General features: G+C 64.2%; 15 protein-coding genes. 1 reads left to right on the top strand and 14 read right to left on the bottom strand.

All coding sequences use genetic code 11. From position 1 onward, the window contains the following. Positions 1–37: 37 nt before the first annotated feature. The 10 genes from recO to CEQ44_RS12105 all read right to left on the bottom strand — a co-directional run bounded on the left by recO (position 38) and on the right by CEQ44_RS12105 (position 8579). Positions 38–772 carry a DNA repair protein RecO gene (recO, locus tag CEQ44_RS12150; protein ID WP_088182774.1) on the bottom strand — a complete coding sequence of 245 codons (735 nt, stop codon included), beginning with the start codon at positions 770–772 and terminating at the stop codon, positions 38–40. A gap of 49 nt (positions 773–821) precedes the next feature. Continuing rightward, positions 822–2183 (bottom strand): NAD-dependent succinate-semialdehyde dehydrogenase, encoded by a 1362-nt coding sequence (locus CEQ44_RS12145; protein WP_088182775.1) that lies wholly within the window; start codon positions 2181–2183, stop codon positions 822–824. 489 nt (positions 2184–2672) lie between these two features. Then, positions 2673–2963 (bottom strand): GIY-YIG nuclease family protein, encoded by a 291-nt coding sequence (locus CEQ44_RS12140; RefSeq protein WP_088182776.1) that lies wholly within the window; start codon positions 2961–2963, stop codon positions 2673–2675. A gap of 266 nt (positions 2964–3229) precedes the next feature. Continuing rightward, positions 3230–5143: an excinuclease ABC subunit UvrC gene (gene uvrC, locus CEQ44_RS12135; protein ID WP_088182777.1), complete on the bottom strand. Its 1914-nt coding sequence runs from the start codon at positions 5141–5143 to the stop codon at positions 3230–3232. A gap of 67 nt (positions 5144–5210) precedes the next feature. After that, entirely contained in the window at positions 5211–5504 is a 294-nt protein-coding gene (locus tag CEQ44_RS12130) for a hypothetical protein (RefSeq protein WP_088182778.1), read from the bottom strand. A gap of 447 nt (positions 5505–5951) precedes the next feature. Continuing rightward, positions 5952–6563: a F0F1 ATP synthase subunit B gene (locus CEQ44_RS12125; RefSeq protein ID WP_088182779.1), complete on the bottom strand. Its 612-nt coding sequence runs from the start codon at positions 6561–6563 to the stop codon at positions 5952–5954. Further along, positions 6556–7050, bottom strand: coding sequence for an ATPase (locus CEQ44_RS12120; protein ID WP_088182780.1), 495 nt, complete (start codon positions 7048–7050; stop codon positions 6556–6558). The genes CEQ44_RS12125 and CEQ44_RS12120 overlap by 8 nt, the downstream gene beginning before the upstream one ends. Before the next feature lie 90 nt (positions 7051–7140). Next, the gene (locus CEQ44_RS12115) at positions 7141–7368 is read right to left on the bottom strand and encodes a F0F1 ATP synthase subunit C (RefSeq protein ID WP_006961951.1); all 228 of its coding nucleotides are present in this window, start codon (positions 7366–7368) and stop codon (positions 7141–7143) included. 53 nt (positions 7369–7421) lie between these two features. Next, complete coding sequence (locus tag CEQ44_RS12110; RefSeq protein ID WP_088182781.1) at positions 7422–8207, bottom strand: F0F1 ATP synthase subunit A; 786 nt, start codon at positions 8205–8207, stop codon at positions 7422–7424. A 48-nt stretch (positions 8208–8255) separates the two neighbouring features. After that, the gene (locus CEQ44_RS12105) at positions 8256–8579 is read right to left on the bottom strand and encodes an AtpZ/AtpI family protein (protein ID WP_088182782.1); all 324 of its coding nucleotides are present in this window, start codon (positions 8577–8579) and stop codon (positions 8256–8258) included. Positions 8580–8772: 193 nt separating this feature from the next. Here CEQ44_RS12105 and CEQ44_RS12100 point away from each other — a divergent pair, with 193 nt between their 5' ends. Next, positions 8773–9078: a metalloregulator ArsR/SmtB family transcription factor gene (locus CEQ44_RS12100; protein WP_088182783.1), complete on the top strand. Its 306-nt coding sequence runs from the start codon at positions 8773–8775 to the stop codon at positions 9076–9078. Positions 9079–9156: 78 nt separating this feature from the next. Here the strand turns inward: CEQ44_RS12100 and CEQ44_RS23985 are convergent, their stop codons facing one another. The 4 genes from CEQ44_RS23985 to CEQ44_RS12085 form a co-directional block, all read right to left on the bottom strand. Continuing rightward, on the bottom strand, positions 9157–9735 hold the full coding sequence (locus CEQ44_RS23985; protein ID WP_140419429.1) for a hypothetical protein: 579 nt from the start codon (positions 9733–9735) through the stop codon (positions 9157–9159). A gap of 186 nt (positions 9736–9921) precedes the next feature. Beyond that, positions 9922–10323: a YdbL family protein gene (locus CEQ44_RS12095; RefSeq protein ID WP_088182784.1), complete on the bottom strand. Its 402-nt coding sequence runs from the start codon at positions 10321–10323 to the stop codon at positions 9922–9924. Further along, entirely contained in the window at positions 10320–10508 is a 189-nt protein-coding gene (locus tag CEQ44_RS12090; RefSeq protein ID WP_066601632.1) for a YnbE family lipoprotein, read from the bottom strand. Before CEQ44_RS12090 ends, CEQ44_RS12095 begins: the two co-directional genes overlap by 4 nt. After that, positions 10505–13732 carry a YdbH domain-containing protein gene (locus tag CEQ44_RS12085; protein WP_088182785.1) on the bottom strand — a complete coding sequence of 1076 codons (3228 nt, stop codon included), beginning with the start codon at positions 13730–13732 and terminating at the stop codon, positions 10505–10507. Before CEQ44_RS12085 ends, CEQ44_RS12090 begins: the two co-directional genes overlap by 4 nt. Positions 13733–13850 lie beyond the last annotated feature (118 nt).

The raw sequence follows: 13850 nt of genomic DNA, 5'->3' as shown, positions 1-13850 counted from the left end.
GATATTACGTGGCTGGCCCTTATGGAGACAGAAGGTTTCACGCAACCGCCCTTTTCAGCCGATCGACCAGTCTTTCGCGCGCCGCGAGGATATCTGCGCGCCGATCAATCAGGATCGAGCGTTCAAGGAAGAAGCCGGTGAGGCGCAGTCCATTCACTATCTGAGTCCAGTCGCCCATGCCGCCTTCGATCAGGAAGGGGGGCAGCGGCAGCAGGCGGGCTTCGTAGCCGACCGCCGCCGCGCGACTGACCGCCGCGGCGCTGCGGGGGCTGACATAGGCAAGATCGTCGGTATCGCCCATCGCGGCACAACGGGTCAGGTCCAGGCCAAAGCCCAGCTCGGCCAGCAGCAGAAGTTCATAGCGCACCAGCGCTACCGCCCAACCCCGTGCGGCAGGCGCCGCCTCCACCGCGCTCAGCACGCCGTCGAGCGCCTGATGCAAGGCGGGATAGGGTGTCCCTTCGGGCAGGGAGGCGGCGGTCAGGGCGCAGCTCCAGTCGATCGCTACGGCTGGCAGCGGTTCGGCCAACAGGGGCGCGCGGCTCTGCGCCAGTTCCACCGTCAGTCCGGCCAGTTGATCCTCCGTCCGGGCGCGGAAATCTGCCTTGACGATATTGCCGGGCAGCAACACCGGGCGCAAAGTGCGCGACCGGCCGCCGCGAACATAGCCGTGCAGGAGGCCGTGATCAGGCGTCAGCAACCGCACGATCGCGCCATGTTCGCCATGATGGCGGACGGCGCAGACGATGGCGGTGGTGGTCAGGCTGGGCATGGCGCCTGCCTGTACGGGCAAGCGGCACAGTAGGAAAGCGGTTCGCCCTTCACCCCGACCTATAGACGCTCTTCAAATTCATGAATTCGTGCAGGCCGAAGGGACCGAGTTCGCGGCCATGGCCGGAGCGTTTGACACCGCCGAAGGGGGCTTCGGGGGCCGAGGCGAGCATCTGGTTCACCGCGGTCATGCCCGCCTGAATGTCGCGGATGAAGCGCGCCTCTTCCGCTTCGTCCGCCGTCCAGACCGATGAGCCGAGGCCGAAGGGTATGGAGTTGGCTATGGCGATGGCGTCATCGATGTCGCTCGCCTTGAAGAGCATGGCGATGGGGCCGAAAATCTCCTCCCCCATCAGCGCCGGATCGATCGGCACGTCGGTCAATATACCGGCGGTCATGTAAGCGCCGGGGCCTGGCAGCGCTCCGCCGCCAATCAGGGTCGCGCCCGCCGCCTGCATCTTCCAGATCTGTTCCTGCACGGTGCGGCGCTGTTCCTCACTGGAAAGCGGTCCCATGTCGGTGGCGGGGTCGAACGGATCACCCGCCTTGACCGCCGCCATCGCGGCCGAGAAGCGGTCGAGGAAGGCGTCGTAAATGTCGGCATGGACGATCATCCGCTTGCCGCAGATGCAGGATTGGCCCGTATTCTGGACCCGCGCCGTCACCGCCTGCTTCACCGCCGCGTCGAGATCGGCCGAGGGCATGACGATGAACGGATCGGCACCGCCCAGTTCCAGCACCACCTTTTTCAGCGCCCTGCCCGCCTGTTCCGCCACGGCGCGGCCAGCGCCCTCGCTGCCGGTCAGGGTCACGGCGGCGACGCGATCATCGGCGATGATCGCCGCGACAGCGTCGGAGCGGATCGGCAGGTTTTGGAACAGACCATCAGGCGCGCCGGCCACGGCCATCATCTCCTGCATCAGCGCGGCGACGCCCTGCACATTGCTGGCGTGCTTGAGCAGGCCGACATTACCGGCGAGGATGCAAGGGGCGAGGAAGCGGACGACCTGCCAGTAAGGGAAATTCCACGGCATCACCGCCAGCACCGGGCCGATCGGCAGCCAGACATAATCGGCCTTGCCCCCCGCGGCGAGCGGGATGCTGCCGCCCTCCAGCATGGCGGGGCCGGCTTGCGCATAATGGCGGAAGGCGGCGACGCATTTGTCGACCTCCGCCAGCGCGGATTTCAGCGTCTTGCCCATTTCCAGCGTCGCCATGCGGGCGAGCCGATCGCGATGGGCGTGATAGGCGTTGGCGAGCGTGGTGAGGAGCGCGGTGCGGTCTGCGATGGGGGTGGTCCGCCATGTCGCGAAGGTCGCGGTCGCTTGGTCGAGCGCGGCGTCGATCTGCGCTTGGGTCAATGGGTCGTGGGCGGCGATTTCTTCTCCGGTGGCGGGGTTGATACTTTTCATGGGTAGGCTCCGGGGTGATTCGGGGATGGACGGCGATGGAAGTCGCCTTTGCAGGGTCAAAACGCGGTCATGGTGCCGAAGTTCACACCGTCACTGGATATGAAAAAACTCGGTAAAATGGTGACAATCGTATCGCCGAAGCAAAGGTCGGGTGGCTGGCACGCGCCGCCGACGCGCCATGTAGGTCATAGTTACGCACGCCTGACGCGCCGGGTGGGTCACGGCTATTTTCGGTGCGGGGGGAGCCAAGCGAGAGATCAGGAGGAGCATGCGGATCATTCGACAGGATAGATCAGAGAAAATCCTACATTGGTAGAGGATGTGTTCTGGCGCGCAGGGGGAAGGCAGCGGGATGCCGGGTGAAGCCAGGCATGACGGGAGAGGAGTGACTGAGAACGATCATTCTTGGTCTTCAAATATGCGGGTGCCATTATTTGGAGGCTGCCACTCCTCTTATCGTCACCCCAGCGAAGGCTGGGGTCTCAGGCGTCAGAGGATAACGTCTGACATATCCCGCCAATCTGGATTGCCTTCTTCCACAAGCCGGACTTTCCATTCGCGCTTCCAGGCTTTGAGGGCCTTTTCGCGAGCGATGGCGAGCGTGATGTCATCATGTGGTTCGACCAGAACAACGCGCGTCCGCCCGTATCTCTTGCAAAAGGCCGAGCCGGTCCCGTTTCGATGTTGTTCGGCCCGCGCAGCGATGTCGGCTGTGACGCCGATATAGAGAACGCCCCTCGGTTTGTTGGTCATGATGTAGGTGTAGCCGCCTCGCGCCATGTCCTACCGTAGCGCGTCGCCGCCTGAGACCCCAGCCTTCGCTGGGGTGACGGTGGATTTTAAGTCCGCTCTTCGGCATTGCGCCCGCAAGCCAGACGGTCTGCAACCCACCCCTTTCGTCATTCCCGCGCAGGCGGGAACCTATCTCCTAACCTGCGACACGGTGCAAACACGCGAGATGAATCCTCGCCTGCGCGGGGATGACGGTATAGGAATGGCGCGTCTGCCGTCCCCTCACACCGCCCTCAACCACGCCGCCCGCCCCATCACCCGTGAAAATAATCATAGACCTGCTGCGCCACCGCCTTCGACACGCCGGGCGCTCTGGCCAGATCGTCGAGCGCTGCGTCGCGGACGGCGCGGGCGGTGCCGAAGTGCATCAGCAGCGCCTTCTTACGCGCCGGGCCGATGCCCGGCACCTCGTCCAGCGACGACACGGTGATCGCCTTGCTGCGCTTGGCGCGGTGGGCGCCGATGGCGAAGCGGTGGGCTTCGTCGCGGAGCCTTTGCAGGTAGAAGAGGACGGGGTGGTTGACGGGGAAATTGATCTCACGGCCGTCGAGCATGTGGAAGACTTCGCGCCCGTCGCGGCCATGATGCGGTCCCTTGGCGACGCCGATCATGGTGACGTCCTCTATGCCCATTTCCTGCAGCATGTTGCGGGCGGCCGATAGCTGCCCTTTGCCGCCGTCGATCAGCACCAGGTCTGGCCACTCGCCGCTGTCGCGATCCGGGTCTTCCTTTTGCGCGCGCCCGAAGCGGCGTTCGAACATTTCGCGCATCATCGCGAAATCGTCGTTGCTAATCTCCGGGTTCTTCATGTTGAACTTGCGATAGGCGTTCTTGCGGAAGCCTTCCGGCCCCGCGACCACCATCGCGCCCAACGCATGCGCCCCCTGGATATGGCTGTTGTCGTAGATTTCGATGCGGTCGGGCACGCCCTCCAGCCCGAAGGCCTCGACCAGTTCGTCGAGAATCTTGCCCTGGCTGGTCGTTTCGGCCAACCGCCGGTCGAGCGCCTCCACCGCGTTGCGCTGCGCCTGTTTGATGAGGCGGGTGCGATCGCCGCGCTGGGGGACTTCGATGCGGACCTTGGCCCCGGCCCGTTCGCTGAGCGCCAGCGCCATCAGCTCGCATTCGGCGGGCTGGCGATCGGCCAGGATCAGGCGGGGCGGCGGCACTTCCTCATAAAATTGCGCCATGAAGCTTTCCAGCACCTCATCCTCCGCCACGTCGGCGGTGTGGACGGGGAAGAAGCTGCGATGGCCCCAATTCTGGCCGCCGCGGATGAAGAAGGCCTGGATGCACATCGCCCCGCCCTTCGCCGCCAGCGCGAAGATGTCGGCATCGCCCAGACCTTCCGCATTGATCGCCTGCGACCCCTGGATGAACGTCAGCGCTTTCAGCCGGTCGCGGATGACGGCGGCCTGCTCGAAATCGAGCGACTCCGCCGCCTGCTCCATCGCGACGCCCAGCTTCTTCTGCACGGCGGTCGATTTGCCGCCCAGGAAATCCTGCGCGTCGTTGACCAGTTCGGCATAGCCCGCCGCGTCGATCCGGTCGACGCAGGGGGCCGAGCAGCGCTTGATTTGATAGAGGAGGCAGGGGCGCGAGCGATTGGCGAAGAAACTGTCGGTGCAGGAGCGCAGCAGGAACAGTTTTTGCAGCGCATTGATGGTGCGCGTGACCGATCCGGCGCTGGCGAAGGGGCCGTAATAGCGGCCCTTCGCCTTGCGCGCACCGCGATGCTTCTGGACGCGGGGGAAGGCATGATCCTCGCGTAGCAGGATGAAGGGGAAGCTTTTATCGTCGCGCAGCAGGACATTGTAGGGCGGACGGTAGCGCTTGATGAGTTGCGCCTCCAGCAGCAGCGCTTCGGCTTCGCTATTGGTGGTGACGATGGTCATGCTGCGCGTCTGGGCGACCATGCGTTGCAGCCGGCGCGGCAAGCGATCGACCTGGGTATAGTTGGCGACGCGATTCTTGAGCGCCCGCGCCTTCCCCACATAGAGCACATCGCCGCGCGCATCGTGCATCCGATAGACGCCGGGCCGGATCGGCAGCGTCTTGAGCGTGGTGCGGATCGCCTCCACGCCCAGGTCGATATCCGGCTGGCTGCCGGTGACGGTGAAGCTCGCCTTGTCTTCGTTGAAACGATCGGGGGACTGGGGGCCGGACATGGGGGCAGAGATAGCGTGCGGTGTAAAGAGCGCAACGGCTATGACAACGCAGACGGGATGTTGGGGCTCAACTCGCCTCGAACTTTTCCAATGTGGCTTTATGATAGGCCCGGTCGGTCACATCGGACAGCGGACTGCGCCAGATCCACCCATCGCCGAAAATCAACGCAAATGACGCCCATCCGACTTGCAAGCAGGCCGCCGACGCTGCGTCCAGCCCAAGCAGAACGGGAAACAGGATCACCAGAGAGGCCAGAACGAAAATCGCCGCCCAGCCAAATGCCAGCAGAATCTGTAGTCTTTCATTGACCTTGCTGACCGACGGTTGAAGCGCGCCTTTCACAAGAACGATCTTGTGCAAATGCCCTGCGACTTCATTCTCTAGGAGATCAACATGCGCCCCTCCCAATTCTCCTGCCAGAATTTTGACCCGCGCGCAGTGCGGATGGCAGCGAGAGACGTGAATATGCCAAGCACAGCAGCGGGTAGCACCAGGGGAGGAAATACATCACCCCGAAATGCGGTCAGCGCAAGCGCCGTAAAGGCAACAAGCTGGAACCCTCAGAAATAGGTCGAACGCTTCCAGTAATTCTCGATTTCGAAGCGCCTAAGATCGTGCGCGCGGTCCAGCGCGGCGCGATGGCCATCGCTGACTGTTCCACTCGGAAATCGCATCAGTTGGAAATAAGCCAGACGCCTAGCTTCATCTTTCACATCATCATTTGCCGGCTCTATGCGCCCTTGCGTCAAAGGAAAAGGGCCGGTGCAACGATGCGCACCGGCCCTTTTTCCGTTCGGCTCGAACCGATCAGTTGATAGTGCCGAGCTTACCGATGGCGCTATCGACCAGCGCTTTATCAGCGGCGGCGTCGTGACCCTGTGCGATCAGCACCGCAGCGGCGGCGGTCGCCGCATTCACGGCCTTGGCGCGGATGGCGGTGATGGCGGCGCGTTCAGCGGCGCCGATCTTGTCTTCCGCCATCTTCTGGCGACGGGCGACCAGATCTTCGGCATTCACCCTGGCGTCGGCGATCAGCCCTTCGGCTTCATGCTCGGCGGCTTGGCGCATGGCGTCGGCTTCGCCAGCCGCGGCGGCCAGCTTGGCTTCATATTCGCCCTTGAGCGCTTCGGCTTCGGCGCGCAGGCGCGAGGCTTCGGCCAGTTGCTCCTTGATCTGGGCGATCCGGCCGTCCAGCGCGCCGCCGATCAGGGCAGGCACCTTCTTGATCAGCAGGATGACGATGAAGGCCGCCATCGCCAGGCTGACCCAGGCCGTCGCGTCCATGCCGACCGCTTGGGGATCGGTGTGGGGGACGACGCCTTCATGAGAGACGGTGCCGACCGGCTCCATGCCTTCGCTGTGGATCGCCTGGTTCAAGTGCGGAACCTCCGATGCGCTATGGGATGCTGCCTCAGCCATGGGCCAATGCCGCCTTTACTGCGTTGCGGGCGGCTTCGTCCGACGCTTCCACGCCGGAGATGCGCGCCACCATGTCACGCGCCGCATCGGCGGCGACGGTTTCGATTTCAGCCATCGCAGCGTCGCTGGCGCCCTTGATACGGGCTTCGGCGGCGGCGATTTTTTCAGCAACCACCGCATCGGCGGCGGCCAGTTTCACTTCGGTCGCCTTGGCGGCGTCGCTCTTGGCCTTGGCCAGAGTCGCCTGAGCGGCCGCGCGGTTGCCGGCGTCGCGGACGCGATAGTCCGCTTCCGCTTCGTCGGCGCGAGCGAAGGCGGCCTTCGCCGCGTCCAGATCGCCACTGATCTTCGCGTCGCGCGCGTCCGCCGTGCCCTGCACCTTGGGCACCATGCCCAGGCCGATGACGAAGAAGACGAGGCCGAAGGTCAGCAGCAACCAGAAAATCTGGCTGGAGTAGGTATCGGCGATTTGCGCGATTTGAGGCATTTTACGGTCCGTCCGGTCAGAGGGCGGTCAAATAGGGGGAGCGGGCAGGCTATGGCACGAAGCCGCCCTGCCCGCTCCTCATTTCGTGTTTTAGGCCACGAACACCAGGATCATGGCGATAACGAACGCCAGCAGACCCAGAAGTTCCGCCGCGGCGAAACCGATGAACAGGCGACCCTGCTGGCCGTCAGCGGCACCCGGATTGCGCAGCGCGCCTTCGAGGAATGCGCTGAACACGTTGCCCACACCGAGGGCGGCGATGCCCGCACCGATGGCGGCCAGGCCAGCACCGAGCAGCTTTGCGGCTTCTGCGTCCATGGTATAAACTCCTTCTTTAGAATAATGATGATGTTGACGAAATTACGGAAATCTTAGTGCAGGTTCTCGGCATCGTTGAGATAGACCGAGGTCAGCAGCGCGAACACATAGGCCTGGATGACCGCGACCAGCATTTCCAGCGCGCTGATGCCGATCATCAGGACGAAGCTGGCACTGCCGACGGTCAGGCCGTAGCCGATGCCCGCGTTCGAGCTGTTGATGACGAAGCCGGCCAGAACCTTGAGCAGGACGTGCCCGGCGGTCATCGCCACGAACAGTCGCAGGCCCAGGCTGAACGGACGCACCATGAACGAGATCAGCTCGATCGGGAAAATGACCGGGATCATCGCCAGGGGCGTGCCGTGCGGCACGAACAGCGAGAAGAAGTGCAGGCCATGCTTCCAGAAGCCGACGATCAGCACGATCGAAAAGCTCATGATCGCGAGCACGCCGGTCGCGGTAAAGTGGCTGGTGAAGGTGAAGGGGTGAAGCCCGACCAGACCCAGCGGCAGCAGGCCCAGAAGGTTCGCCAGCAGGATGAACATGAATAGCGAGAAGACGTAGGGGATGTACTTCTTGCCGCCTTCACCCACGTTGGAGATCAGCAGGTTCTTGATGAAGCCGGTCATATATTCGACCGCCATCTGCCAGCGACCGGGGACCAGTTCGCGCTTCATGCCGCCGATCACGAATATCCACAGCACCACGGCGGCGAGCACCATATAAAGCGCGCTGTTAGTAAAGGCGATGTTGAAGCCGCCAAGCGACCAATGATCCGTACCGAACAGGGGTTCGATAGCGAATTGGTGCATCGGATCGATCTTGCCGGATTCTGCCACGTTGACCCCTGTAACGCCTAATGTCTTCGGACTTGGAGCGAAGCTGCCTTATTCCTTGGGCGGCTTCGTCGTCGTCAATCTGATGATGTTCCTGAACGCCGCCACGATCCCAAGACCGAGGAAAACCAACAGGAGCCAGGGCGTCGTGCCAAGCAGCCGGTCGAGAACCCAGCCGATCAACGCGCCACCGACAAGACCGCCGATCAGTTCCGCCAGAACCCTGTTGCCCAGCCGCGAACCATCGTCCGCCGCCTGCACAGTCGCCCCCTGCCTGACCTTTTCGACCTGCTCGGCCTGCGCGATCCGCTCCTCAAGGGAAGCGATCCGCGAGTCCTCGCCCGCCGGGTCCTGTTCGGGTGTGTCCGCCGCCATGCATCGTCTCCATCAGGCACTATCAGCCCGTGGCGTTCGGCATGGCGCTTGCGGCTGCACCCGTCAAGGCGAGGCCCCTCTAGAAAGGGTTGGGGGGAGTGTCAACCCCGCGCAAAAGGCGGAAAATCAGCCTTTCGGACGAGAGGGGGCAACACCCTTGCATTTAGTCATTTTCCTATTTAGCTAAATAGGAATGGACAAGATCTTCAAGGCCCTGGCGTCCGAACCGCGCCGCCGCATCCTGCACCATTTGGCGCTGGAACCGATGACCGTGGGCGAGATCGCCGACAATTTCGAGATGGCGATGCCGTCGATTTCGCGGCATCTGGCGGTGCTGAAAGAGGCCGGCGTGGTACGCGAACAAAAGCGCGGGCAATATGTGCTCTATACGCTGGTAGCGGATCGGCTGACCGGGCAGTTGTATGATTTTCTGGCGCCCTTTTGCGAGCAGGCGCGGGGGATCGTGGAGGCGAGGCCGCGGCGGCGGGGGCGGGATTGAGGGGGATTGCGGGGATTGGGGGATATTCCCGTCCCGTCATGCCGGGCTTGACCCGGCATCCCGCTTATTTCGCGCGGATCAAGAGAAGCGGGATCCCGGCTCAAGGCCGGGATGACGTTGGAATGGGTGGTGAGGTTGGGTGGATGGCGGATGGTCGGCTTTTAGCGACAAACCGCGGAATTTGCCACTCGCCGAGGCTGGACAATTGGTCCGTATGAACGCGATTTGCTGACCATTTTCCAAACTCATATGGATTACCTTGCCCTGCAAAGTGTCGGTAACCCTATAACTGAAATCTTCTCCGGTTCCTTTGGTGTAGAGAACAAAGGAGTAAATTCGCGGACTATCTTGTGTTAATTGAATAGCCATTCGGGGACGAACTACCAAAGCCGGATAATTATTTTTGCCAATTCGAGCATATATATATTGCTCATACACGGACGATTGATCGGCAAATATTTTCGTATGCGTGACCCTAAGTATAGGATTTGCGCTGGGTGATTTGTAGCACCCTATCACTTCCGCCTTGTCCAGTTCGCTGTTTATGGCAGAATCGCCCCAATGGGCGTCGCATGAGGTGAGGGCTAGCAGGCAAAGCGCCATAGCGGGTTTAGCCGCAGAAACTCGCAACGCCATCTCGCCGCCCCCTTTTGCCACGTCCGCTTGTAAGAAGCTCGTCGAGACAAATCAAAGGCAACAAATGGTCGTTTCCGGTAATTCCTTTCCCTACCCCTCCGAGGCGCTTCGCGCCCCACCTCCCCTTGCAGGGGAGGATTAGCTCCCAATAAAAAGGCGCGGTGGCATCGCCACCGCGCCCTTCCTTCATTCTCCAACCCGCTGCGATCAACCCGCCGTCGCGCAATAGCCCGGCAGCGCAATCGCGCCTGCGCCCTTGGTCTGCCAGGCGCCCGCGCCGATGCGATAGGCCTGACCCTGCTTCACCCGGCTGCTGAGCGTCTGGCAACCGGTGGCCGCCGCGACGTCCTGCACCGTGACGCCGCGCTGGCCCGCAAGCTGCGTATAGGCGGCGCGGCGCTTGATGTTGATGGCTTCCACTTCGGCGCGGACGTCCGCGCCGACCATCCCGGCGATGCCGAGATAGCCGTCCGCCTGCTCGCCCACCGTACCGGCCGCCATGGCGGCGGCGACGGGGCCGGACTGGGCGCGGGCGGGCGCGGTCATGGCGAAGCCGCTGGCCAGCGCAATCACAGCGCCGGCGGCGAACATGAATATCTTGCGTGTCATTGCGGGAACAACTCCGGGTTATTCTGGATAAGATCCTGCGCATCACGTTGCAGCTTGACGACGACTTCCTGCTGCACCTTGACGTTCAGGTTGATTTCGATCGGCTTGTCGGGCGCCTTCACCTGAATGCAGCCCCCCAACGCGGAAGCGGTCAAAGCCGCTGTCATGATTGCCTGTATCTTCATTTCTGCTCCCCGTTTGACACAGTGTCGCTTTCCGCAGGCTGAACCGCAAGGCCGTTATCGCCATTCGCCTTCATCTCCTGCTGCACCTTGTCGCCGATGCTGTTCTGAATGAGCTGCGACGGGTCGATGAAGGATTGGGCGGTGCCCAGCAACCCGCGGAAGGGCGCCGACACGCGGACATTGAAGATGAAGGGCAGGCCGATGAAGCTGCGGCTGATCCCGCTGGGTATATTGCCCAATTGGCCGCGATTGACGCCGTTGAAGACGACGTTGGTGACCATTTCGCCGTCCAGCGCGCCGTCCATCAGGATGGTCAGGCATTTATATTGCAAATCCTTGAGCGCGTCGAAGGCCATTTTGCCCATGACGCCAAGCTGTTCGTTCGACACCGGGCCGACATAGGACAGCACGCCCGACTGGCGGCCAGGATCGCAGGGGATGGTCGGCAGCACGCCTTCAGGCATGATGAGCGGCGGCATCCCCTGTTGCCGGGCGACCAATACGCCGCCCGCCACGCGCCCGCCCTGCGCGTTGAAGATCAGCGGCATGATGCCGTCGAACGTGCCGGTGGCGGAGATATTGTCCAACTCCATCGCCTGGATGAAGGCGCCCGCGTCCAAGCCGACGACGCGGAAGGTCAGGTAGCGATCGACGTCCGCGCTGAAATCCATGGTGGTGGGCAGCAGCGAGAGTTCGCCACCGGAGAAGGGCCAGCCGCCCCCTTCGATGCGGACCTTCTGCCCGGCCTCCAGCCGATAGCGGACGACGCCGTCGCGGACCTCGACGCCCGGATTAACCGACTTGATCCGCACTTCCTGCCCCGGCGCGGTGACCATGTTGATCAAATCGGTGAAGCGGATTTCGCCCGACAGTCCCTCCACCGGGCCAAAGGCGGCGGCGAGATTGGCATTGTCGGTGCGGAACGTGCCGGTGGAGGTGACGGCCGATCCGGTCCAGTCGATTCGCCCCTGCCCCGCGACGGTCGCGTTCACATTGGCGACGACGCCGAGCGCGAGCGGGGTCACATCCTCCGGCTGGAGGCCGGGACCGAAGACGAGGTTGGAGACGATGAGGTCGGCATGGCCTTTCCCGCTCGACAGGTCGTGGGCGATGTCGGTGCGGGCGACGGTCGCGCCATTGCGCGGCGCGTGGAGCGTGCCGGTGGCGGCGATGCGGCCGTCCTTGAGGGTCAGCGCGAAGTCGGGGACCGAGAGCGGCGTGAAACGCGCGGGCGCCTGCGAATCGCGCACGGTCATGGCGGCGCGGAAGGTCAGCGCGCCCTTGGCGAAGCGCCAGTCGCCCGCGCCCTGCTCGACGATCAGCGGCACGCTGCCGATCTGGCCGCCCGCGCCCGTCACCTTGCCGCCGAAACCATCCTTGGTCAGTGCGCCGTCCAGCGCGGCGGCGGTCAGGCGCACCGGCGCGTCCTGCGGGCCGATCGTCAGCGCCGGATTGGCGAGCGCGAATCCGGTGCGGCCCAGCGCCACGCGCGCCTGATCGGCGGTCAGGCGCATTGGGCTGTCGCCGCTGCGTCCATTAAGGGCGAGTTTGCGGATTTCCGCGCCGCCGCTGATGCCGCCCGGCCCGGTGGCGAACATCGCGCCACCCACCGGACAGAGGGTCTGGCGGGTCTGGCCCAGCGCGAAATTACCGTAGCGCGCCTCGACCAGCGATACCGGCACGCAGGCAGGGTTGATGGTCAGCGCGCCATTGGCGGCCATGCGCCCTTCGACCGGCAGGCTGAGGCCGCGCAGGCGTCCGTCGGGCAAGGGACCGTCGAGCCGGACGGCGGTGGAAAAGCGGGTCGCGCCGTTGGCGTCGGCGGTGAAGCGCACCCGGTCGAGCGCCAGGCGGGCGTCTCCGGCGGCATAGGGATCGACGAATAATTCACCGCCGAACCCGCCGCCCGGTCGCCGTTTGAGGCGCAGCGCGCCCTTCGGCAGGCCGCCGCCGTCCGTGGTCAGCGCGCCGTCAAGCGCCCAATCCAGCCCGCCGACCTTGCCCGGCCAGGCCAGGGTCGCCAGCGCGCCGGACGCGAGGCCGATGCGCGCGCCACTGCGCGCGTCGAGGCCCGCGTCGGTGATGACGACGCTGCCGCTGCCCTGTTTCTGGACCAGGGCGAAGCGGGTGTGGAGACGATTGGCCGCGCCCGCGCGCTCGACCGCATCGGCCAGGCGCGCGGCGAGTGGCCCCACCGGCGTTCCGGCCGCAGCGGCGCGGACACCGGCCAGCGGATCGCGCCCGGCGACGCGGATGTCCTGTCCTGACAGGGCGCCCTTGAGGCTGTTGCCGTCGTTGCCGACCACCCAATCGCCGGTCAGGCGTGCCTCGCGCAGCAAGGCGCCGCGCGCCGTGACCGCCTTGGCGCCCAGACGCAGTTTGCCGCCGGTGCGCGCCGCCGTGCCGTTGAAATCGACGCGACCAGTGGGCGAGGCCATCACAACGCCATTGCCCTTGAACGCTTCGCCCGACAGGTCGACATGGCCGCTCCAGCGGTCGAGCCCTTGTCCCAGGTTGAGGTCGATCGTCGCGAGAGGCCGGGCGATCGCTGCCCCCGCGTCGCGGCAGGCGAATGCGTCGGCGCGCAGCGGACCGGACAGATGGGGCCGCCCCTGCCGCATCGCGATGTCGAGTAGCGCGGTCGCCTGCGTCAGCCCACAGCCCGCCAGCGACGCGCGCGGCGTGGCGGCGGCGAGCGTGCCGCGGAAACCCGACTGGAGATTGCCATTGCCGTCAATCTGCATGCCCATACGCCCGGCGTCGGTATCCAGCGTCAGCCGCGCGTCGGCAAGCGCCACAATGATGTCGGGCAGGCTGAACGGCGCGGTCGAATCGGGATCGCGGAACTTGTCAAGTTCGCCCAGGCGCATAACGCCGTCATGCAGCGTGCCGCGCAGGCGCACGCCCCCGGCCCGCACCGCCGCGACCTGCGGCGTCAGGCCGACAAAGGCGATGTCGACCTCTACCCAGCGCGCCGTCATATCCGGCCGGGCCGGATTGCCCAGCACGATATTCTCGATCCGCTGAGTGCGCAGGCCAACATCGACCAGGTCATAATTGGCCTGCACCCCGCGCCGATTGAGTTCCCGGCTGACGAAATTCTCCGCGATCGGCGCGCGCTGCGTCCACAGCGCGACCAGCACCAGCGCCAACGACCCGGTGCCGACGCCCAGCCAGCGCAGCCATGCCCGGCGAACCGTCTCTTCGCCGTCCTGTTCTTCCATGCTTATGGCCAACCCCGGCTTGCTGCGAGAATGATTACGATATTGGGACTATGATAGCCTTGGTCCGTAACGGGACCACAACGTCTTTAAGCCCTTAAATATCCTTGCCCCGCGATTC

It is taken from the genome of Sphingobium sp. Z007 (assembly GCF_900013425.1).
In the GTDB taxonomy this organism is placed as follows: Bacteria; Pseudomonadota; Alphaproteobacteria; order Sphingomonadales; family Sphingomonadaceae; genus Sphingobium.
The sequence above is the reverse complement of the archived record's forward strand: the minus strand, read 5'-3'. Positions and strand labels throughout refer to the sequence as shown.

What these genes read in the sequence shown, in the direction of transcription:
- recO (WP_088182774.1), bottom strand. Translation starts at nt 772, where the DNA reads ATGCCCAGCCTGACCACCACCGCCATCGTCTGCGCCGTCCGCCATCAT.
- CEQ44_RS12145 (WP_088182775.1), bottom strand. Translation starts at nt 2,183, where the DNA reads ATGAAAAGTATCAACCCCGCCACCGGAGAAGAAATCGCCGCCCACGAC.
- CEQ44_RS12140 (WP_088182776.1), bottom strand. Translation starts at nt 2,963, where the DNA reads ATGGCGCGAGGCGGCTACACCTACATCATGACCAACAAACCGAGGGGC.
- uvrC (WP_088182777.1), bottom strand. Translation starts at nt 5,143, where the DNA reads ATGTCCGGCCCCCAGTCCCCCGATCGTTTCAACGAAGACAAGGCGAGC.
- CEQ44_RS12125 (WP_088182779.1), bottom strand. Translation starts at nt 6,563, where the DNA reads ATGGCTGAGGCAGCATCCCATAGCGCATCGGAGGTTCCGCACTTGAAC.
- CEQ44_RS12120 (WP_088182780.1), bottom strand. Translation starts at nt 7,050, where the DNA reads ATGCCTCAAATCGCGCAAATCGCCGATACCTACTCCAGCCAGATTTTC.
- CEQ44_RS12115 (WP_006961951.1), bottom strand. Translation starts at nt 7,368, where the DNA reads ATGGACGCAGAAGCCGCAAAGCTGCTCGGTGCTGGCCTGGCCGCCATC.
- CEQ44_RS12105 (WP_088182782.1), bottom strand. Translation starts at nt 8,579, where the DNA reads ATGGCGGCGGACACACCCGAACAGGACCCGGCGGGCGAGGACTCGCGG.
- CEQ44_RS12100 (WP_088182783.1), top strand. Translation starts at nt 8,773, where the DNA reads ATGGACAAGATCTTCAAGGCCCTGGCGTCCGAACCGCGCCGCCGCATC.
- CEQ44_RS12095 (WP_088182784.1), bottom strand. Translation starts at nt 10,323, where the DNA reads ATGACACGCAAGATATTCATGTTCGCCGCCGGCGCTGTGATTGCGCTG.
- CEQ44_RS12090 (WP_066601632.1), bottom strand. Translation starts at nt 10,508, where the DNA reads ATGAAGATACAGGCAATCATGACAGCGGCTTTGACCGCTTCCGCGTTG.
- CEQ44_RS12085 (WP_088182785.1), bottom strand. Translation starts at nt 13,732, where the DNA reads ATGGAAGAACAGGACGGCGAAGAGACGGTTCGCCGGGCATGGCTGCGC.